Source organism: Amycolatopsis sp. NPDC031561 (genome assembly GCF_055580625.1).
Map to the genome: position 1 here is coordinate 115808 of NZ_JBVILA010000013.1, position 18164 is coordinate 133971.

Below are 18164 nucleotides of genomic sequence, written 5' to 3' on the forward strand. Positions count from 1 at the left end.
ATCATGACAGCTTGTCAGCGAGTGAGCGCGTCCCGTGCCGAATCGAGGGTCGGGTGCACGTTGAAGACGGCGTCGAGACCGAGGAGCGACATCGGGCGCAACAGGGCTCGTTCCTGGGTGACCAGGATGAAGGGGATGCCCGCTTCCTCGGTCTTCGCCCGGATCTGGACGAGGGCCGTGAAACCGGACGAATCGCAGAAGGTGACGGCGGACAGGTCCGCGATGAGCGCCGGCGTGAACCGGAGTTCTTCCTCCAGGGCTCGCCGCAGGCCGTCCGAGACGGCTAGGTCGATTTCGCCGGAAACGGTGACCACGGTGTCGGTGCCGGATGCGGTGACCGAGATGTCGAGCGGGGACACGAATCTCCGGGCCGGACGGGGCGGATCGGAGGCGGGTGCGCGATAGTCGGTCAAGTTGACTCCTTGCCGGTATGGGGTCCGGCTGGAGCCAGAAGGCATGCCGGACCCAAAGAAGGGGGCCCGGCGGCTGGTGTCTGAACCGCGACGAGCCAACCGTAGCAGTCCCGCGGCCCGGCACGCCGGATGAGCGCTGCCGGGCCGGTCATCGGCTCCGTTCTTTAGGCTGGATCTCACGCGCCGAGACAGGAGGCTGACGTGACCGGCACGACGAGGGCCGAAGTGCTGGCCGAACTGGCCACGCTCGACGATCCGCGGGCACGCGAAGTGAACGAGAAACACGGTGACGACCACGGCGTGAACCTCGGCAAGCTGCGGGCGCTCGCGAAGCGGTTGAAGACGCAGCAAGAGCTGGCGCGCGAACTCTGGGAAACGGACGACACCGCGGCGAAATTGCTCGCGCTCTTGATCTGCCGTCCGAAGGCGTTCGAAGGCGAGGACCTGGATCGGATGGTGCGCGAGGCGCGCACTCCGAAGGTGCACGACTGGCTCGTGAACTACGTGGTCAAGAAGAACCCGCACGCTGAAGAGCTGCGTCTCGCCTGGTTCGCGGATCCGGATCCCGTGGTCGCGAGTGCGGGTTGGGCATTGACCACCGACCGCGTGGCGAAGAAACCCGAGGGTCTCGACCTCACGCGACTGCTCGACATCATCGAGACGGAGATGAAGGACGCTCCGGATCGCCTGCAGTGGGCGATGAACCACTGCCTGGCGCAGATCGGGATCGAGCACGCCGAATACCGCGCCCGGGCGATCGGCATCGGCGAGCGCCTGGCGGTGCTCAAGGACTATCCGACCCCGCCGAACTGCACGTCGCCGTTCGCGCCCGCCTGGATCGCCGAAATGGTGCGACGGCAGGAGAAGTAGGCGCGCTCAGCCGAGCGCGTCCGCCTTGATGGCCTCGAACTGGGCACCCATGCGCCCCGCGAGCGCCTCCGCGGCCCGCAGCGGCCGGACCATCACCTTGAAGTCGGCGATCTTGCCGTCGTCGTCGAAGGTCAGGAGATCGCACCCGTTGATCTGAAGCCCGTCGACGGTCGCTTCGAACTCGTACACGTGGTGAGCGCCGTCCTGGATCTCGCGGACGTAGCGGAAGTCCTCGAACACGCGCAGGACCCCGCGCAGGATGGCCGCGGTGATCGCCTTGCCCTGGTAGGGCTTGAACGCCACCGGGCTGGTGAAGACCACGTCGTCGGCGAGCAGCGCCTCGATAGCGGCGGCGTCCTTGGCTTCGACGGCCTGACGGAACGTGGTCATGACGCTCACCTCATAGTCAACTTGTTGATTAGGTGACGCCGAGGGTATGTGATCACCGCACCGGTGTCCATCAAAGTGACTAGTCAACTTTGCGACTAGTCCGCTGGTGACTATCATCGGGTCATGGCGCTGCGGAACGCGATCCTCGCGATGCTCTTGGAAGGCGAGTCTTCGGGCTACGACCTGGCGAAGAGCTTCAACGCCTCGGTCGCCAACTTCTGGACCGCGACGCCCCAGCAGCTCTACCGGGAGCTGGACAAGATGGAGACGCAGGGCCTCGTGACGGCACGTGTCGTCGAACAGCGGCGACGGCCGAACAAGCGGCTGTTCTCCTTGACCGACGACGGCGCGGCCGAACTCGCCGACTTCACCACGCGAGCGCCGAAACCGACGGCGATCCGCGACGAACTGCTGGTGCAGATCCAGGCCGTCGAGGCGGGTGACGACGAGGCGATCCGGCGAGCCGTCGCGGACAGGATGGCCACCGCCGAAACGAAGCTCAAGCGGTTCGAGCGGCTCCGGGACCGTCTTCTCGGTGAGTCCTCCGAGGCGGAGTTCCTCGTCGCCTCGCCCCGTGTCGGCCCGTATCTGACCCTCGCCCGCGGTATCGCGTTCGAGCAGGAGAACATCCGCTGGTGCGAGGAGGTTCTCACCGTTCTCGATCGACGCGCTACCGTGCGATCCGGAGGTGATCGGCATGGTTGAGCGAGGTCCCACGTTCCGTCAGGTGGTGCTGGACGGCACCGATGCCCGCGCGCTGGCGGAGTTCTACCGGCGTCTGCTGGTGTGGAACTACCGGCCCGGCGACGAACCGCCACCGCCCGGCGTCGAGGACGAGCGCGGCAAAGACTGGCTGGTGCTGAGGAATCCCCAGGGCGGGACGCAACTCGCCGTCCAGCAGGTCGATCGGCTGCCCGAAGCGAGCTGGCCGGCGGCCGAGCCGATTCCCCAGCAACTGCACCTGGACCTGACCGTGGACTCGGTCGAGGAGCTCGACGCGCAGGACGGCCGTGTCCTCGAATTCGGCGGGCGCCTGCTGCTCGACCGCAGCGACGACCCGGACGAACCACTGCGCGTCTACGCGGATCCGGCGGGGCATCCGTTCTGCATCTTCGTCGGCTGATCGCTCAGGCGCGGCAAAGCAGCGCGTCGAGGGTGCCCAGGACAACGCTAATAATCAGACGTTCGGGTAACTTCCCGTCATGACCACCGCGCTGATCATCGGGGACCTCCAGCGAGGCATCACGGGCAACTACCCGTTCGCCGAGCGAGTACTGCCGCCGCTCACGGAACTGTTGCCCCGCGCTCGCGAGGCAGGCGCCCTCGTGGTGTTCGTCCACTTCGCGCTTCGGGGTAACGGTGCCGACTTGCCGCCGGGCAACGCGCTGTTCGCGTCGTTCCACGAAGCCGGGGACACCTTCCACGAGGGCTCGGCCGGGACCGAGCTCGCTCTGCCGGTCGCCACCGAAGACGTCGTCGTGGTGAAACGCCGTGCCAGCGCGTTCGCCGGGACCGATCTCGATCTGGTGCTCCGCTCCCGGGGCGTCGACACCGTCGTGATCGCCGGGGTCGCGACCAGCGCGATGGTGGCCGCGACGTGTTACGACGCGGCGGACCGCGGCTACCACGTGACCGTGCTGCGCGACGGGTGCGCCGACGGCGACACGGCGATCCACGACTTCTTCGTCGACGCCGTCTTCCCCAGCCGGGGATTCGAGGTCGTGTCCTGTGCGGGCTGGGGGACGCGGTGATTTTGTCGGTGGTGCCGGAGAAGATGGCGGCATGACGGAAACACCCGCTGGAATCGAACCCGACCGACGGTTTCGGTTGGAGACCTTGCGCGACATCGTCCAGGCCGAGCTGGCGGCCGCAGGGCTGCCGGTCGCTCCCAGTGGGCACCCGACCGGTACCGCGGGGGCGGTCGTGACGGTCGATCTGCCGGACTTGCACGGCGTGCTCGTCGACTGGCGGGAAAACGAAGTCCTTCTCGACGCGAGCCGGCAGGCGTGGGCCGAAGACCCGCATCGGGAAGGCGAGGAGTGCGCGCCGCATGAACTCCTCGTCGTCCGCAGGGTGGCCCCTCGGTATGGCAGGTGCGGCGGGACGCGGAGTTCTCGCGGCGGCACGACTCGATGCGCGCGGCCTGGAACGCGCGGCACGCGGCCGAATGCCCGAATCCGGACTGCGAGACCCATCGCGGGACGGGGGACTAGCAGGAAACACGTGGTCGATGCGCCCCACTCGAAAACCTGAGGTGAAGATCGCCGCACTATGGCAACGTGGCCCGCGAGCCGATCAGGAGAGACGGGCTGGGGATGAAGACGAAACGACTGGGGAGCACCGGCGTCGAGGTGACGCGGCTGGGGTTCGGCGGCGGGCCGCTGGGCGGGCTGTTCGCGCCGCTGGACGACGAGACGGCCGCCGGGGCGCTCGCCGCGGCGTGGGACGGCGGGATTCGGTACTACGACACGTCTCCGCACTACGGGATCGGGCATTCCGAGCGCAGGATCGGTGAATTCCTGCGCGGGCGGCCGCGTGATTCCTTCGTCCTGTCGACGAAGGTCGGCAGGCTGCTGGTGCCGCAGGACGCCGACGGGAAGCTGGATCCGGCCGGTTTCCACGTTCCCGCAACACATTCCCGCGTACGCGACTTCACCCGTGACGGGATCCGGCGCAGTGTCGAGGACTCGCTGGAGCGGATGGGCCTGGACCGGATCGACGTGCTGTACCTGCACGACGCCGAGGAGTTCTTCGACGACGCGTTGCGCGAGGGCTATCCGGCGCTCGCGGAGCTGCGGTCGGAAGGGGTCGTCGGCGCGATCGGTGCCGGTATGTACGACACGGCGATGCTGACCACTTTGGTGCGGGAAGCGGATGTCGACGTGGTCATGCAGTCCGGTCGCCATACGCTGCTCGATCACAGCGCGCTCGACACGTTCTTGCCCGCTTGCGAGGACCGCGGGGTCTCGGTGATCGCGGCGTCGATCTTCAACTCCGGGCTGCTCGCCGTCCCGCGGCCGGACGCGGGAGCGTACTTCGACTACGAGGCCGTGACGCCGGATGTTCTGGGGCGGGCGAACAAGATCGCCGACGTGTGCGAGGCGCACGGCGTGACGCTTCCCCAGGTCGCCATGGCCTTCCCGCTGCAGCATCCGGCGGTCGCCGGTATCGCGGTGGGGATGCGGTCCGCGGAGGAGGCGCGGCGCAACCTGGAGTCCTTCGCCGTGGAGGTTCCCGCGCGGGTCTGGACCGATCTGCGTGCCGCGGGCCTGATCCGTTAGCCGGCGTCGGCCAACGCGGTCCGGGCGAGATCACGCAGCCAGCGGTGTGCGTGGTCGGTGTCGTAGCGCTGGTGCCAGGACAGGTACACCGCGGCGGGCGGCAGTTCGAGGGGGAGCGGGAGCAGGGCGAGACCGAGGTCCGCGGCCGCCGAACGGGCGGTGGATTCGGGGACCGTGGCGAGAAAGTCCCCGCCACGCACGAAAGCGAACGCGGCCGCCTCGGTGGGAGCGGACGCCACCACGCGCCGGGTGAGCCCGAGTTGCGCGAGAGCCTCGTCGAGGGCGTTCTCGAGCCGACCGCGCCGTGAGACGGTGACGTGCTCGGCCGCGGCGTACTGCGCGGCGGTGAGCGGGAGTCCTTGCCGTGCGACGACGACGTGGCGGGTTTCCGCCACCTTCTCGGCGCGGATGTCGGGCGTGGCCGGATGACCCGCGTTCGCCTCGAGGTCGACCTCGCCGCGGCGGAGCTCGGGGGTGTCGATGCTCGATTCCGCGATGAAACGCAGGCGCACGCCCGGTGCCTGGTCGCGCACGGCCTTGAGCAGGGCCGGGCCCGCGAGGGCGACCAGCGAATCGTGCCAACGGAGGGTGAAGGTGCGTTCGAGCGTCGTAAGGTCTAGTTCACGGCTCGGCGCCAGTACGCCGCGGACTTCCTGGAGGAGTTCGTGCACCTGCTGCCGGACGGCGATCGCGTAGGGCGTCGGAGTCATCGTGCGCCCGGTGCGTACCAGGATCTGGTCCCCGGTCGTGCGCCGGATCCGGCCGAGGCTCCGGCTCATCGCGGGCGCGGTGACGTGCAGGCGCTCGGCCGCCGCGGCCACGCTGCCTTCTTCGAGCAGGGCGTCGAGCGCCGAAAGCAGGTTCAAATCCAAGTGCATGAGAATCATCTTAACCGTGCCTAACATGCACTTGCTGTTAATTGAATGCGCACCTACCTTCATGAGTGAGGGGCCGATCGACCCCCGAGAACCTCGCTCAGGATGGGAAAACCGTCATGCCCGGAACAGATCTCCTCGCCCAGACGGCGATGGCCACCCGCGCGGCAGGCGCGGCCCTGCTCGAGCGTTTCGGAGAGGTGGCCCGCTACCGGACCCGCGGTGAGCTGATGGACGTCCTCGCCGCCAACGACGCGGCGGCCATCGAGGTGCTGCGCCCCCACCTCACGAGCCTGCGCCCGGACGCCCAATGGGTGGAGGAGGAGCTCGACGGCGGTGTACTGCCTTCCGGCGAGTGGTGGGTCGTCGATCCGGTCGAAGGCAACATCAACCACCTGCACGGCCTGCCGGAATGGGCGGTCACCGCCACGCTCGTGCGTGAGAACCAACCGGTGCTCACCGCGGTCCATCAGCCGCTGACCGGCGAGACCTACACCGCGCTCGCGGGCGGCGGAGCCTGGCGCGACGGCCAGCCGCTGCACGTGTCCGACACCGCGGACCTGGGCCTGAGCCTCGTCGCCACCAGTCAGGCCAGGCCGGACGAGGACGAAGCGGTCGTGCGGCGCGTCGGCTCCTCGATCACCGCGATGCTCCAGGAAGCGCTCGTGGTGCGCACTTCCGTGCCCGCGACGCTGCACCTGCTGAACGTGGCCGCCGGTCGCGTCGACGCTTTCTGGCAGTTCGCCGGCGCCCGTGCAGACCTGCTTCCCGGGGCGCTGCTCGTGGCCGAGGCCGGTGGCCGGATCTCCGACGTCGAAGGCCACCCCTGGAGCCCCGCGAGCGGGAGTTTCCTGGCCGCCGCGCCCGGTGTGCACGCCGAAGCCGTCGCCGCGCTCTCCCGCTGACCGTCCACAACCTACAAAACTGGAGCAAAGATGATCGCCGTACTGGGAAAGGGCCGCGTCGGAGGCACTCTCGCCGACGCACTCGCCAAGGCAGGACACGAGGTGTCCGTTGCGGACAGCACACCGGGTGCCGCCGCCGAATCTGCGCAGAAGGCGCAGATCGTCATCAACGCCACCCCGGGCGCGAGTTCCCTCGAACAGCTGTCCGCGCTGCGAGAACAACTGCGGGGCAAGATCCTCGTCGACGTCTCCAACGCCACCGCCGACGGACCGGACGGGCTGCCCGCCGGTCTGCTCTACCCCGGCTCGAGTCTCGCGGAGCACCTTCAGGACGCGCTTCCCGACACCAGTGTCGTCAAAAGCCTCAACACGATGTTGTATTCGGTGATGGCCGCGCCCGCTTCGCTGACCCAGCCGCCCACCGCGTTCCTTTCCGGTCAGAATCCGCAGGCCAAGCAAACCGTAAAAGGACTGCTCACGGACCTCGGCTGGCATCCGGAGTGGATCACGGACCTCGGAGGAATCGAGACCGCGCGGGCCACCGAAGCCGCGGTCCTGTTCGTACCGCACGTCATCCGGGCCGGCGGATTCGCCCCTTTCGCCCTCTCGATCGCTCGCTGAAGACAACGAGTTCGAATTGTGTTCCACTCCGCCCGCCCGGAATTCCGGTGCGTTCTCTTCGTCCCTCGCGGTGGTACCTTCGAAGCAGGGAATCGGCAGAGTCGCCGTGAGGGGATAGGTACCAGATGGAGCGCCGTCAGCAGGCGGTACATCGGACGATCGTGATCGTGGATGTCGAGGCGTTCACGGACTTGCGCAGGACGACGCCGCATCAGCTCGTTGTCCGCGAAGCCTTGTACCGCACCTTGTCCCAGGGTTTCGAGGTGGCGGGCGCGCCCTGGTCGGAATGTCATCACGAGGACCGGGGTGACGGGGTTTTCGTGCTCGCGCCGTCGCATATTCCGAAGGCGCCCTTCGTCGAGTTGCTGCCGAATGCGTTGGCGGCCGGACTGACGCTGCACAACGCGGCGCACCCGGCCGAACAACGAATTAGGTTGCGCATGGCGTTGCATGCCGGGGAAATCGTCTACGACGACCACGGCGCGACTGCGGAATCGGTCAATTTCGCATTCCGGTTACTGGACGCGGCCCCGCTCAGAACCGCGCTCGCCCGATCCGAGGGCGTGCTCGCGGTGATCGTGTCGAAGTGGTTCTTCGACGAAGTGGTGCGCAATAGCGAAGTGATCGATCCGGCCACGTTCCGGCCCGCCCGCGTCCAGGTCAAAGACACGTCGGCGATCGGCTGGATCTGGCTGCCGGACCATCAGTACCCGGCCGATCTCACGTATCTCGCGGCGTCGCGTGGCCGCGGCGAGCCGGAAATGCGGCAGCTGCCCGCGGCGCCGCGCTCGTTCACCGGCCGCGCGGACGAACTCGCCGTCCTCACCTCGGTACTGGAAGACGCGGCGGAAGAAGCCACGACGATCGTGATCTCCGCGATCTTCGGCACCGGGGGCGTCGGCAAGACCTGGCTCGCCCTGCACTGGGCGTACCAGCATCTCGACCTGTTCCCGGACGGACAGCTCTTCGTCGACCTGCGCGGCTTCGCGCCGGAAGGGCAGCCTTTGTCGCCGAGCGCCGTGGTGCAGGCCTTTCTGGACACTTTCGGGGTCGACCCGGCGCGGGTGCCCGCCGAACTGGAGGCCCAGTCCGCGTTGTACCGGAGCATCCTGGCGGACAAGAGGATGCTGATCGTGCTGGACAACGCCCGCGACACCAAACAAGTCGTCCCCCTCCTGCCCGCCAGTCCCGGCTGCACGGTGGTGATCACCAGTCGTGACCGGCTGGCGGGCCTCGTCACCGCCCACGGTGCGCGCCCGATCCCCGTGGACGTCTTCTCCGACAACGAATCCCGGGAAATGCTCGCCACGCGACTGGGTGCGGGCAGGCTGAACGCCGAACCCGACGCGGTCGACGAGCTCCTGTCCTGTTGCGGCGGTTTCCCCCTGGCGCTGAGCATCGTCGCCGGCCGCGCCGAGGCACACCGAGACTTCCCGCTCGCCGTCCTCGCCGCCGAACTACGCGACGCGACCACCAGATTGGGCGCGCTCGACGAAGGCGACCCGGCCGCCAGCCTTCCCGCGGTCCTGTCCTGGTCGTATGCGGCGCTCTCCGACGACCAGGCGAAGATGTTCGAACTGCTGGGAGTGGCCCCGGTGGTCGACATCGACCTCGCCGCCGCCGCCAATCTGCTGAACGCGCCCGTCGGCCGCGTTTCCGCGGAACTGCAGGCATTGGAACGGACTTCCCTGATCCACCAGCATGTTCCGGGCCGATGGCGGATGCACGACCTGGTCAAGCTGTACGCCGCCGAGCGGGCGGACCGGCGGCCCGACCGGACCGCGCAGGGCGACGCGCTGCACCGGCTCGTCGACTTCTACGTGCACACCGCGCATGCCGCCGATCTCCTGCTCGATCCGGACGGCCAGTCCATCGAACTGCCCGCCCCTCGCGACGGCTGTGCACCACGCCCCGTGCGGAACCCCCAAGACGCGCTCGCGTGGTTCACCGCGGAACACCTCAACCTCATGTCCGTCCAGCAGGCGGCTCTCGAACGCCGATGGCTTGCGCCCGTCTGGCAGCTGGCCTGGGGACTGCACGGTTTTCACTGGTGGAAGGGGCATGTCCATTCCGATGTCGCCGTCTGGCAGACGGGGCTGGCCGCGGCCGAGCAGCTGGGCGAACCGCTGCCCCTGACCCTGGCGAACCAGATGCTGCTCCACGCCTACTCGCGCCAGGGTGACCACGCCAAGTCACTCGAACACGGCAGGCGCGCTCTCGCCGGAGTCGACGGCCTGGATGCCGTGCACCGCGCCCCCACGCACCACGCGGCCGCGTACATGTGGGCCCGTCAAGGAGAACTGGCGAAAGCACTGGACCACGCCACGCAGGCGATGTCGCTGTACCGGGAAGCGCACAGGCCGGTCCGCGAGGCGTGGGCGCTGACCATGATCGCGTCCTTCGCGATCAAACTGGGCCAAGAATCCCGGGGAGAGAGTGCGTGCGAGGCCGCACTCGCCCTCTTTCGCGAACACGCGTCCCCTTTGGGCGAAGCGGCCGTTCTCAACACTCTCGGCGAACTCGCCTTCGCCACCGGTGATCACGCCAAGGCGCTCACGCGGTTCGAGCAAACGCTCAGCCTCCGCCGCGAACTCGGCGCGAGCTACGCGGCAGCGGACACTCTGGATTACATCGCCCGCACCCATGCCGCGTTGGGGGACAAGGACAACGCGCGCGAGACCTGGCTCGAGGCCCTGCGCGCGTACCAATCCCAGCTGCGCAACGACGAGTCCAGCCGGGTGCAGAAGCAGCTGGATCTCCTGGAAGGGGCCTGAAGCCGCTAGCGCGTCTCGTCCAGCCAGTCCGCGATGTCGTCGACGACCGCGCGGTCGACGTGGTTCGGCTTCTCGTAGTCGGCCGGTGTCGACGGTCCCGTGCCGGGGAAGAACAGGTGGTCGTCGGCGGCGTGGACGTGGATCGTGACGTCCGGGCGATCCGAGAGGCCTGCCTGCCAGCGCGGCAGATCGTCCTCGACGGTCACCTGGTAGTCGCGACCGCCTTGGAGGATGAGCATGGGCTTGTCCAGCGCCGCCGCGGTCGCGACGGGATCGTAGCCGCGGAGATCGAGCCAATACGACGCGGAAAAGCCGAAAGGCAGGTCCGCGGCCGGAGTGGCGGGGGAGAGGTCGGGGCTGTCGACGTTCGCGGCCTGGCGGGCGAACAGGTCGACGGCGTCCTGGCCGAGCAGCTCCGGGGCCACGGTCGCGAGGTGGCGGGCGACCCGGATCGCGGCATGGTGCATCGGCTGGGTGTCGCCCGCCAGGATGAGCAATCCCGCGACGGAGGGCTCGGCGGCGGCGACCCGTGGCGCGACTTTCCCGCCCATGCTGTGGCCCAGGACGAAGATCCGCTCGCTGTCCACAGTGGACTCGCGCTGGAGCAGGCGGACGGCGGCCGCGGCGTGCGGCACGTATTCGTCGGACATCGTGAAGCCGGGAGCGCTCGCGGCGTCACGCCGGGTGTGGGTGATCTTGTCGAAACGCAGCGTCGTCACGGCCCGGCAGGCGAGACCCCAGGCCAGGTCCTTGAGTGGCTTGTTCGGCCCGCTGGTCTCGTCCCGGTCGAAGGGGCCGCCCCCGGCAAGCAGGACCACGCCTGCCCGGCCGCCGGGCTCCGTCGGCCTGGTCAGGGTTCCCGCCACGGCCGACGATCCGGCGTCGAGCGTGACTTCGTGTTCGGTGAACGCCGCCGGATCCGCGTAGGGCGGAGGCGTCCACGCCGTGCTCGTCGCGGGCGCGAGCTGAAGACCCTGCAGCAGACCGCCTTCGTCGATCGACATGAGCACCGTGAGGTCGCCGTGCTCGCAGTGGAGGGGAACCCCGATCCGCGCCAGGCTCGCGTCGACGGGCTCGGCTTCCGGTTCCCCGATGCCGGTGATGGGTCCGCGTTTGCCGATTTCGGCCGTCCACGCGGCTCGGAGGGCGTCGGTCGAGACGGCCGCACGCAACGGTGGCGCGAAGAGCGCCGCGACCTCGTCGAAGCGTTCGTCGCGCAGCATCTCGACGATCGTCGTCGCGGTGGTGACGAGAGTGGACCCCAGTGCCATCCCCACTACCTTTCTCACGTTTTGCGAAAGGTAGCACATCATGAGATCGTTGCCGGGTGAACGCGTGGGAACTCCTGGCGCATCCGGTTCGGTTGCGCATCGTGCACGCGATGCGCGGGGGGAGGGTGCTCACGACGGCTCAGCTCTGCGCGCGCGTTCCCGACGCCTCGAAGGCGATGGTCTATCGGCATGTCGACCTTCTGGAGACAGGTGGCGTCCTGGAAGTGGCGGAGGAGCGCCGGGTGCGAGGTGCCGTCGAGCGCGGCTACCGGCTCCGTCAGGATCGTGCGGCCATCGATCCCGACGCCCTCGCGTCGGCGACCACCGAGGACTTCCAACGGAGTTTCGTCACCGCGATGGCCGCCCTGGTGGCCGAGTTCACCGCCTATCTGGACCGGGACGGAGCCGATCCGGTCGCGGACCTGGTCGGCTACCGCCAGCACGCGGTCTGGCTCTCCCGCGAAGAACTCCTCGAGCTGATCGGCGCGATGCGGGCAGCCATCGTTCCCGTTCTGTCCCACGAACCCCGGCCGGATCGCGCCCAATACCTGCTCAGCCCGATCCATTTCCCGATCGAGGAAGCACCCGGCACTTGAGCTTCAGGCGTCACGGATGCTGAAGGTCGTGACGCAGAAATCCCCGTCGTCCCGGCGATCCGCGATCACCGTGCCCTTGGCCCTCCGGCTTTCGACGGTCCCGGCGACGTCGGCCAGGACGAATCTGGACGTTCCGCCGGTGCTGGTGATCGTGACCCGTGAGCCCAGCGGGAGCAGGGAATCGATTTTGTCGTCCATGAACCTCTTCTGCTGTTCGCAGGCCAGCGCGATCGCTCCCGCCTTGTCGCCCGCGGCGATCTTGGCGAGGAAGTCCGTGATCACCTGAACCCCCTTCTCGGGCGGTTGAGGGGCGGGACGCCTGGTGACGGTGACCCGCGGGCGGGTCGGGCGGCTGACGGTCGTGGTGCTCGTCCGGCTCGTGGGCGCGGAAGTCGGGGCCGGGCTGGACGACGGAGCGGGCGGGAGGAGGCCGGAACCCTTGCCGAGCAGGAATCCGGGCGCGGCGAAACCGGTGACGCAGAAGGCGGTCAGTGCGATCACGGCGATCAGGATCCCGATGGCGACGCCGGGTTTGACGGTGGCGGGCCGCGGTGGCGTGCCGAAGTGCTGCGGAGTGTTCTGGTGGTCGGGCCTGCCTGGATAGGTCATCGGATTCGCCTTCCGTGCGGGATCTGAATCGGCGATCCGACGGCGGCTTTCCGGTGTGGGTTCCGACCTTTCGGAGACCTTACGGCTCCGCGAATTCTGTTCCGGAACGCGGCGGAATGTGCACCACGGGGCGGGGACCTGCGGGGGTCCCCGCCGGGTACCGCGTGCTCAGCAGGCGATGCGGGCAGCGGGGGTGAAGAACGTCCGGTCGATCATCTTTGGCTCACCCGTCTTGAAGATGACCACCGCGCGCATCGCGGCGTAGAGAAGGCCGCTGGCGCACGGCCGCTTGAGCTGTTCGCCGCCGCCCATCGTCCCGAAATCGAACTGGTCGACGGTGTTGCCCAGCGGGGCGCTTTCGTTCCCCCGGAAGATCGCGACGAAGCCCGCGATGCCCGTGACCTCCTGATCGCAGGTGACCGAGTAGTCACTGGCCACCTCGGAGGCGCCGGCCCGGACCGGGGTCGTGAGGTTCGCCGTGCAGGTCGTGGCCGCGATACCCGCCGAGCCTCGGACATCGTTCGTGATCGTTTGGGAGATCAAATGCTTGGTGGCGGCTCGTGATGCCGATGCGGATGCAGTGCCGGTCGCGAGTAGGACCGTCGCGAGCACTACTCCCAGTAGGGTCAGGAGCTGCCGGAAAAACCTGACCGGCTGACTTTTCTTCGCATATCCGCCTCCACTACTTCCTCGTTGCTCCGAATCTGTGACCATGGCGATCCTGCCGTCACGCGAATGGCGGTGTCGTCGTCATGGCTCACGAATCGCGAACCGGCGCGGCACAGTGATTTGTCACTGGTCACGAATGCGGGCCGGCGAGAAGGTGAACCGAAGGGTGACGACGATGGCCGAGGATCTGGGTCCCTTCCAGGGCTTTTGGAACGCCTGGGACGAAGTGCACGACGAGATACGCGGCAAGGCCTTCGAACACTTCTCCCGCGCTGCGGAGATCCAGTACGAGGAAATGCGCGAGCACCTCGCCAAGGGCGACTCCCGGGCGGCCGCACGCGAAGCGACGGACGTGATCAGCATCGCGCTCAACACCATGCGCTGGCTGGGCTACGGACCGGCGGAGATCGCAGAGATCGCGCGGGACCGTGCCAGGGAACGAATGCACGGGCGGACCTCTTCGATCCTCGACAAGTATCGAAGCGAATACGACATCTGATGGCGCTTTTCGTACGTCTCGATTCGATTCGCAACCGTTGCAATCTCGTGTATAGTTTTGGATCGCCTGAGTTTCGAAGACGACCACCAGTGAACGAGGGTGACGTGCCGTTCGGTCACCCTGCGGGCCCGGCCACCCTCCCCCTCGCGCCGGGTCCGTGAGCCCGGCGGCGCCCTGGCGGAACCGGCCCCTCCCGGTCGAGCCGAGGCGCCGCCGGGTACTCATTCACGTGGAATCTTCGCCGTGAGCCAGGAGGGAGGACACGCGTGCCGGCCTCGTTCCGGCCGCCCGGACCGATCCCTCTCGTAAGCTGATCATGGTGTGCACATCCGTGCGGGGAGGACTACACCTGAATTCGTGAGGTGTTGATGGACGTCGACGAGATGAGTGCCGACGCGGGGGCGTGGACTCCCGGGATGGTGGCCGAAGAGCTGGGGATTTCTCCGGTGACCCTCCGGACCTGGGCGTCTCGGTACGGCGTCGGCCCGTCGTTGCGGGCGGAAGGGCGTCATCGCCGCTATTCCGACGCCGACGTCCGCAGGCTCCAGCACATGCAGCGGTTGATCGGTCGCGGTGTCCGGGCGCGCGAGGCGGCGGCGGCCGTCTTCTCCGGCGTGGACGAAGCTCTTCCCGAGGTTTCCCCGGATCGGCGGGTCGACGAACTCGAGCAGGCCTCGGAAAACCTCGAATTCCCCACCATCGCGGCCTTGCTGGACGAAACGCTCGACGCGATGGGCGCGGCGAAGATGTGGACCGAGGTGCTGTTGCCGATCCTGCGGAATCTCGGCGGACGCTGGCTCCGGGGTGACGTGTGCTTCGAGTCCGAGTGGGCGCTCACCACCGAGGTGTCTTTCGCGCTCCAGCGCTACGTCAGCCGGTTCGCCGGTGTCCGGGCGGATCGCTCCGTGCTCATCGCCTGCTGCCCGGGGGAGCGTCACAGCCTGCCTGTCGAAGTCCTGCGCGCGTCATTGGCGGAGACCGGCATCCCCGCCGTCTATCTCGGCCACATGGTGCCCGCGGCGACCACGGCCGGGATGGTCGCCAGGCTCGAACCGGCGCTCGTCGTGCTGTGGTCGATGTCCCCGGCGACCGTCGACCTCCTGCTTTGCCGCCGCTTGCAGCGCAAGGGTTTCGCCGTCGCGGTCGCGGGGCCGGGCTGGCAGGGGCTCGACGTCCGCGGCGCCCCCTGGGTCGACGATCTGGCGGGCGCGCTGGACCTCGCCGCCGAACGGTCAAAGGTCTGACCGGGCGGCAATTGCATCGATTGTGAATCGATGCCGCTCAGGTGGCGAGTACCTGTTCGCGCAGGATGTCGGCGTGCCCGCAGTGGTGGGCCAGCTCCCGCAGAACCTGCAAGTACACCCAGTGGAGCGTGCGCGGCCCGGTCCGGTGACCGGTCACGACGGTGTCCAGCGGCAGGTCCGCGACCGTCGTCCTGGCCGTGGCGCAGGCTTCCCGGTGGGCCGCCGTGACCGAAGCGACGGTGTCTTCGTCGGTGAGCCGGAAGGATTCATCCGGATTCCGCACCAGGCCGAGTCCCTGACGGGACGTTCCGCCGACGCACTCTTCGAACCACACCCGCTGCATCCACGTGACGTGCTTGAGCAGTCCGAGCAACGTCGTCGCCGACGGGACGAGCCGACGGCGGGCCTGTTCTTCGGTGAGACCGTCGAGAGTCGCCTCGATGGCACCGCGGTATTCCTCGATGAAGGCTTCGAGCTGGGTGCGTTCATCGTCCAGCGGTACGGCGAACGAGTTCATCTAAGTCTCCTGATCCTGGCTCGCGACTCTTGCCGAACGAGTCCGCGTAAGTCAATCAGCATGCGGTGCGAGGTAAGCGCGCGACGCCCTCCACTTTCAGTGCCCGAGCAGCCGCGCGCTCTCTTCGGCCCGGTGCAAGGCTGTCAGCAGAGCCGCCCGGCCACCGTCGTCGATGTCCTCGGTGAGTGCGTCGGCGGCGGTTTTCCCGCCCTGCTGGAGTTTTTCGACCAGCTCGCGGTGGACAGCGGCCAGGTGCGCGGCGTCGAAATCCGGCCGGACGAAGGTGAGCAGCAGCCGGACCTCGTCCTCGCAGCGCCGGAAGTCGTCCAGCAGGCGCCGGTTGCCCGCCGCCGCGACGATCGCCCGGTGGATGGCGCCGTGCGCCCCGGTCAGCTCGCGCCAGGATGGGGCCGGTGACCGTACGGCCAGTTCCTCCAGGCGCTCGACCTCGGTGAGCACGGGGCTCAGGTCGGAGCCCTTGTCCTGCGCCATGCGCAGCGCGCCGAGTTCGAGCACCTTGCGGTAGTCGAAGACCTCGTCGATCCGCCGCCTGCTCAACGGGGCGACGACGGCGCCCCGATGGCGTTCGTGCACCACCAGCCCGCGCTCGGTGAGCAGCTGGATGGCCGAACGGATCGTGTGCCTGCCGACGTCGAAGCGTTCGGCCAGCACCTCTTCGCGGAAGCGGGTGCCGACCGGATGAACGCCTTCGAGCAGTTCTCCGCGCAGGGCCGCGGCGATCCGCTCCGGGGCGGCCTGCGCACGGTTCGGGCTCGCCGCCATGGCTCTCCTTGCATCACAGTTTCCGGTAAGATTGTGCAACAATACTGGAGTACACGAGGAGCGCTGATGGAAATCGACGGGGTCCGCGTCCATGGCGAGTCCGGGCAGCCGGTACTGCTGCTGCCCGGTGGCGCCGAGGCCTGCGAAGGTTTCTTTCCCGGTCTGGTCGAAGGACTTCTCGCCGATCCGGGCTGCCGGGTGATCGTGCACGACCGGCCGGGCACCGGCACCTCGACGGACGAGGGGGCGCTGGCGGATGCCGCCGCCCACCTGAGCGCGCTCATCGACAGCCTGGACTGCGGGCCGGTCGTGGTCGTCGGCCAGAGCCTCGGCGGCGCCGTGGCGGTCCTGCTCGCCCGCGCGTACCCCGAGAAGGTCGCCGGCCTGGTCTTGCTCGACCCGACACCCATCGACGATCCCCGAACCTGCGCCGGTCTGGAGCGCGGGATAGGCGTGCTCGGCTCGGTCTCGACGGTTCCCGTGCTGCGTAGCATCCTGCCCCGCGTGGTCCATGCCGCCGTGGTCCGGGCCGCGCGACGTCAGGAACTCCGGCCGGACTGCGAGGCCGCGTTCGTGCGGACGGGTGACCTGGACGCGCCGATGCTGGCCCGGGCGGTCCGCGGCATCTCGGTGCTGGCGAAGGACCTGCAAGGGGCGGAGCTGCCCAGCCTGCCTGCCGTGGTGGTGACCGCGGACCGCAAGCCGGACAGTGCGATGCGGCGTTCCCACGAGCGCCTCGCCGCCGCGTTCGGCGGGCGGGTCGAGTGCTGGCCGGGGGCGACGCACAGCGTGCACCTCGACCATCCCGACGAAACCCTGGCGACAGTGCGCGATCTGGTCGCCCAGGTCGGCTGAACGGGCTTACCCCGCGATCGCCCCGTTGGTGTCGAGACCGTGGTGCTTGATCAGGAGTGCCGTGTCGTCCAGTTCCTGATCACCGTTGAGGTGGAGGCGCAGATGAGAAAACGCGGTGTAGGTGCGTCTGGCCGCGCGGGACGTCTCAGCCAGTTCTCGCGCTTCGTCCTCTCGATCGACCGGCAAGAGCAACTCGGTCAGGTGCCGTCGCACGACCTTGTCCGGGTACGCCTCGCTGTGTCTGCGCAACTCCGTCAGATCGCCGTCCGGGTGCAAGCGGGCGGCGACCAGCAGACGGAGATTGACGTCGTCTCCGGCCTTGTCCTGGAGGGTGAGGAGAAGGTGGGGAGCGGTGGGGTTCCTGGCGGAGGAATGCCTGGCAGAACGCGTCCGGAGGGCGGGATCTTGAGGCGGACACGTCACCGGTGACGTGTTACTCACGGTCGTAGTCCACTGTGGACTCAGTGTCCCTGGATCGTCTGCAGGCTGCGGCGACAGCTCGAGGTGATCGGGTGCCGGGCTCCGAGGACTTCGTCGCAGAGCTCCAGGGTGGAGCGCTGTTCTCGTTCGGCGACGTCCAGTTGACCGAGGTGGTAAAGCAGGACACCGTGGTTCACTCGGCGGCCGAGGGTGACCGGGTCGCGCTCACCGAGAGCGGTGGCCGTGGCCTCGACCAGCGCGCGTTGCCGTTGCGTCGCCTCGCGTACGTCGCCGGAATCGAGCAAAAGATAGGCCAGGAGGCTTTGGCCGAACAGGGTTTCCGCGTCAGCCGGACCGAGAACGCGGGTGCAGTCGGCGTTCGCGGCGCGCAGTTCCCGTTCGGCTTCCTCCAGCCTGCCGGCGCGGTGCAGGGCGAAACCGAGCAGGTTCCGGGCTTTCAGCGTCTCCCGGTGGTCGGCGCCGAAGCGGGCGGTGGCGAGGTCGACGGCGGCCTGGCGGGCTGGGATCGAATCGTCTTCCGGCATGCTGCCTCCCCTGGCGGTGAAAGACGC

General features: G+C 68.4%; 22 protein-coding genes. 12 read left to right on the forward strand and 10 right to left on the reverse strand.

From position 1 onward, the window contains the following. Positions 1 to 14: 14 nt before the first annotated feature. Complete coding sequence (locus tag ACZ5IK_RS24920) at positions 15 to 413, reverse strand: STAS domain-containing protein (RefSeq protein ID WP_465489860.1); 399 nt, start codon at positions 411 to 413, stop codon at positions 15 to 17. 201 nt (positions 414 to 614) lie between these two features. On the opposite strand from ACZ5IK_RS24920, the gene ACZ5IK_RS24925 reads away from it, so the two are divergent. Then, positions 615 to 1283: a DNA alkylation repair protein gene (locus ACZ5IK_RS24925; RefSeq protein ID WP_465489861.1), complete on the forward strand. Its 669-nt coding sequence runs from the start codon at positions 615 to 617 to the stop codon at positions 1281 to 1283. Positions 1284 to 1289: 6 nt separating this feature from the next. Here ACZ5IK_RS24925 and ACZ5IK_RS24930 read toward each other — a convergent pair whose 3' ends face one another. Continuing rightward, entirely contained in the window at positions 1290 to 1673 is a 384-nt protein-coding gene (locus ACZ5IK_RS24930; protein ID WP_410598199.1) for a nuclear transport factor 2 family protein, read from the reverse strand. A 123-nt stretch (positions 1674 to 1796) separates the two neighbouring features. Between ACZ5IK_RS24930 and ACZ5IK_RS24935 the strand changes: the two genes are divergently transcribed. The 4 genes from ACZ5IK_RS24935 to ACZ5IK_RS24950 all read left to right on the forward strand — a co-directional run bounded on the left by ACZ5IK_RS24935 (position 1797) and on the right by ACZ5IK_RS24950 (position 4954). Then, positions 1797 to 2378: a PadR family transcriptional regulator gene (locus ACZ5IK_RS24935; RefSeq protein ID WP_465489862.1), complete on the forward strand. Its 582-nt coding sequence runs from the start codon at positions 1797 to 1799 to the stop codon at positions 2376 to 2378. Continuing rightward, positions 2371 to 2796, forward strand: a complete 426-nt coding sequence (locus tag ACZ5IK_RS24940) for a VOC family protein (RefSeq protein WP_465489863.1) — start codon at positions 2371 to 2373, stop codon at positions 2794 to 2796. The genes ACZ5IK_RS24935 and ACZ5IK_RS24940 overlap by 8 nt, the downstream gene beginning before the upstream one ends. 79 nt (positions 2797 to 2875) lie before the next feature. Then, on the forward strand, positions 2876 to 3424 hold the full coding sequence (locus tag ACZ5IK_RS24945) for a cysteine hydrolase family protein (RefSeq protein WP_465489864.1): 549 nt from the start codon (positions 2876 to 2878) through the stop codon (positions 3422 to 3424). Between the two features lie 564 nt (positions 3425 to 3988). Then, a complete protein-coding gene (locus ACZ5IK_RS24950; protein ID WP_465489941.1) occupies positions 3989 to 4954 on the forward strand; it encodes an aldo/keto reductase in 966 nt (321 codons plus the stop codon). Here ACZ5IK_RS24950 and ACZ5IK_RS24955 read toward each other — a convergent pair. After that, positions 4951 to 5832 (reverse strand): LysR family transcriptional regulator, encoded by an 882-nt coding sequence (locus ACZ5IK_RS24955; protein WP_465489865.1) that lies wholly within the window; start codon positions 5830 to 5832, stop codon positions 4951 to 4953. The two genes, ACZ5IK_RS24950 and ACZ5IK_RS24955, sit on opposite strands and share 4 nt — an antisense overlap. Before the next feature lie 116 nt (positions 5833 to 5948). Here ACZ5IK_RS24955 and ACZ5IK_RS24960 point away from each other — a divergent pair, with 116 nt between their 5' ends. The 3 genes from ACZ5IK_RS24960 to ACZ5IK_RS24970 all read left to right on the forward strand — a co-directional run bounded on the left by ACZ5IK_RS24960 (position 5949) and on the right by ACZ5IK_RS24970 (position 10129). Further along, the gene (locus ACZ5IK_RS24960) at positions 5949 to 6734 is read left to right on the forward strand and encodes an inositol monophosphatase family protein (RefSeq protein ID WP_465489866.1); all 786 of its coding nucleotides are present in this window, start codon (positions 5949 to 5951) and stop codon (positions 6732 to 6734) included. Between the two features lie 30 nt (positions 6735 to 6764). Next, positions 6765 to 7355 carry an NADPH-dependent F420 reductase gene (locus ACZ5IK_RS24965; RefSeq protein ID WP_465489867.1) on the forward strand — a complete coding sequence of 197 codons (591 nt, stop codon included), beginning with the start codon at positions 6765 to 6767 and terminating at the stop codon, positions 7353 to 7355. Positions 7356 to 7480: 125 nt separating this feature from the next. Further along, a complete protein-coding gene (locus tag ACZ5IK_RS24970; RefSeq protein ID WP_465489868.1) occupies positions 7481 to 10129 on the forward strand; it encodes an ATP-binding protein in 2649 nt (882 codons plus the stop codon). A gap of 5 nt (positions 10130 to 10134) precedes the next feature. Here ACZ5IK_RS24970 and ACZ5IK_RS24975 read toward each other — a convergent pair whose 3' ends face one another. Next, positions 10135 to 11400 (reverse strand): alpha/beta hydrolase, encoded by a 1266-nt coding sequence (locus tag ACZ5IK_RS24975; protein ID WP_465489869.1) that lies wholly within the window; start codon positions 11398 to 11400, stop codon positions 10135 to 10137. Between the two features lie 56 nt (positions 11401 to 11456). Between ACZ5IK_RS24975 and ACZ5IK_RS24980 the strand changes: the two genes are divergently transcribed. After that, positions 11457 to 11996 carry a helix-turn-helix domain-containing protein gene (locus tag ACZ5IK_RS24980; protein WP_465489870.1) on the forward strand — a complete coding sequence of 180 codons (540 nt, stop codon included), beginning with the start codon at positions 11457 to 11459 and terminating at the stop codon, positions 11994 to 11996. 3 nt (positions 11997 to 11999) lie between these two features. On the opposite strand, the gene ACZ5IK_RS24985 is transcribed toward ACZ5IK_RS24980, so the two are convergent. Further along, positions 12000 to 12605 (reverse strand): hypothetical protein, encoded by a 606-nt coding sequence (locus ACZ5IK_RS24985; protein ID WP_465489871.1) that lies wholly within the window; start codon positions 12603 to 12605, stop codon positions 12000 to 12002. 168 nt (positions 12606 to 12773) lie between these two features. Next, positions 12774 to 13217, reverse strand: coding sequence for a hypothetical protein (locus ACZ5IK_RS24990; RefSeq protein ID WP_465489872.1), 444 nt, complete (start codon positions 13215 to 13217; stop codon positions 12774 to 12776). 232 nt (positions 13218 to 13449) lie between these two features. Here ACZ5IK_RS24990 and ACZ5IK_RS24995 point away from each other — a divergent pair, with 232 nt between their 5' ends. Then, positions 13450 to 13773: a hypothetical protein gene (locus ACZ5IK_RS24995; RefSeq protein WP_465489873.1), complete on the forward strand. Its 324-nt coding sequence runs from the start codon at positions 13450 to 13452 to the stop codon at positions 13771 to 13773. 368 nt (positions 13774 to 14141) lie between these two features. Further along, positions 14142 to 15017, forward strand: a complete 876-nt coding sequence (locus ACZ5IK_RS25000) for a MerR family transcriptional regulator (protein ID WP_465489874.1) — start codon at positions 14142 to 14144, stop codon at positions 15015 to 15017. A gap of 37 nt (positions 15018 to 15054) precedes the next feature. On the opposite strand, the gene ACZ5IK_RS25005 is transcribed toward ACZ5IK_RS25000, so the two are convergent. Then, positions 15055 to 15534, reverse strand: coding sequence for a DinB family protein (locus ACZ5IK_RS25005; RefSeq protein WP_465489875.1), 480 nt, complete (start codon positions 15532 to 15534; stop codon positions 15055 to 15057). Between the two features lie 96 nt (positions 15535 to 15630). Further along, the gene (locus ACZ5IK_RS25010; protein WP_465489876.1) at positions 15631 to 16317 is read right to left on the reverse strand and encodes a GntR family transcriptional regulator; all 687 of its coding nucleotides are present in this window, start codon (positions 16315 to 16317) and stop codon (positions 15631 to 15633) included. Positions 16318 to 16383: 66 nt separating this feature from the next. Between ACZ5IK_RS25010 and ACZ5IK_RS25015 the strand changes: the two genes are divergently transcribed. Continuing rightward, a complete protein-coding gene (locus tag ACZ5IK_RS25015) occupies positions 16384 to 17172 on the forward strand; it encodes an alpha/beta fold hydrolase (protein WP_465489877.1) in 789 nt (262 codons plus the stop codon). A gap of 6 nt (positions 17173 to 17178) precedes the next feature. On the opposite strand, the gene ACZ5IK_RS25020 is transcribed toward ACZ5IK_RS25015, so the two are convergent. Continuing rightward, positions 17179 to 17613, reverse strand: a complete 435-nt coding sequence (locus tag ACZ5IK_RS25020; protein ID WP_465489878.1) for a hypothetical protein — start codon at positions 17611 to 17613, stop codon at positions 17179 to 17181. 20 nt (positions 17614 to 17633) lie between these two features. Further along, entirely contained in the window at positions 17634 to 18137 is a 504-nt protein-coding gene (locus tag ACZ5IK_RS25025) for a tetratricopeptide repeat protein (RefSeq protein WP_465489879.1), read from the reverse strand. Positions 18138 to 18164 lie beyond the last annotated feature (27 nt).

What these genes read in the sequence shown, in the direction of transcription:
- ACZ5IK_RS24995 (WP_465489873.1), top strand. Translation starts at nt 13,450, where the DNA reads ATGGCCGAGGATCTGGGTCCCTTCCAGGGCTTTTGGAACGCCTGGGAC.
- ACZ5IK_RS24930 (WP_410598199.1), bottom strand. Translation starts at nt 1,673, where the DNA reads ATGACCACGTTCCGTCAGGCCGTCGAAGCCAAGGACGCCGCCGCTATC.
- ACZ5IK_RS24955 (WP_465489865.1), bottom strand. Translation starts at nt 5,832, where the DNA reads ATGCACTTGGATTTGAACCTGCTTTCGGCGCTCGACGCCCTGCTCGAA.
- ACZ5IK_RS24935 (WP_465489862.1), top strand. Translation starts at nt 1,797, where the DNA reads ATGGCGCTGCGGAACGCGATCCTCGCGATGCTCTTGGAAGGCGAGTCT.
- ACZ5IK_RS24970 (WP_465489868.1), top strand. Translation starts at nt 7,481, where the DNA reads ATGGAGCGCCGTCAGCAGGCGGTACATCGGACGATCGTGATCGTGGAT.
- ACZ5IK_RS24940 (WP_465489863.1), top strand. Translation starts at nt 2,371, where the DNA reads ATGGTTGAGCGAGGTCCCACGTTCCGTCAGGTGGTGCTGGACGGCACC.
- ACZ5IK_RS25010 (WP_465489876.1), bottom strand. Translation starts at nt 16,317, where the DNA reads ATGGCGGCGAGCCCGAACCGTGCGCAGGCCGCCCCGGAGCGGATCGCC.
- ACZ5IK_RS25015 (WP_465489877.1), top strand. Translation starts at nt 16,384, where the DNA reads ATGGAAATCGACGGGGTCCGCGTCCATGGCGAGTCCGGGCAGCCGGTA.
- ACZ5IK_RS24965 (WP_465489867.1), top strand. Translation starts at nt 6,765, where the DNA reads ATGATCGCCGTACTGGGAAAGGGCCGCGTCGGAGGCACTCTCGCCGAC.
- ACZ5IK_RS24975 (WP_465489869.1), bottom strand. Translation starts at nt 11,400, where the DNA reads ATGGCACTGGGGTCCACTCTCGTCACCACCGCGACGACGATCGTCGAG.
- ACZ5IK_RS24950 (WP_465489941.1), top strand. Translation starts at nt 3,989, where the DNA reads ATGAAGACGAAACGACTGGGGAGCACCGGCGTCGAGGTGACGCGGCTG.
- ACZ5IK_RS25025 (WP_465489879.1), bottom strand. Translation starts at nt 18,137, where the DNA reads ATGCCGGAAGACGATTCGATCCCAGCCCGCCAGGCCGCCGTCGACCTC.
- ACZ5IK_RS24945 (WP_465489864.1), top strand. Translation starts at nt 2,876, where the DNA reads ATGACCACCGCGCTGATCATCGGGGACCTCCAGCGAGGCATCACGGGC.
- ACZ5IK_RS25005 (WP_465489875.1), bottom strand. Translation starts at nt 15,534, where the DNA reads ATGAACTCGTTCGCCGTACCGCTGGACGATGAACGCACCCAGCTCGAA.
- ACZ5IK_RS24985 (WP_465489871.1), bottom strand. Translation starts at nt 12,605, where the DNA reads ATGACCTATCCAGGCAGGCCCGACCACCAGAACACTCCGCAGCACTTC.
- ACZ5IK_RS24960 (WP_465489866.1), top strand. Translation starts at nt 5,949, where the DNA reads ATGCCCGGAACAGATCTCCTCGCCCAGACGGCGATGGCCACCCGCGCG.
- ACZ5IK_RS25000 (WP_465489874.1), top strand. Translation starts at nt 14,142, where the DNA reads ATGGACGTCGACGAGATGAGTGCCGACGCGGGGGCGTGGACTCCCGGG.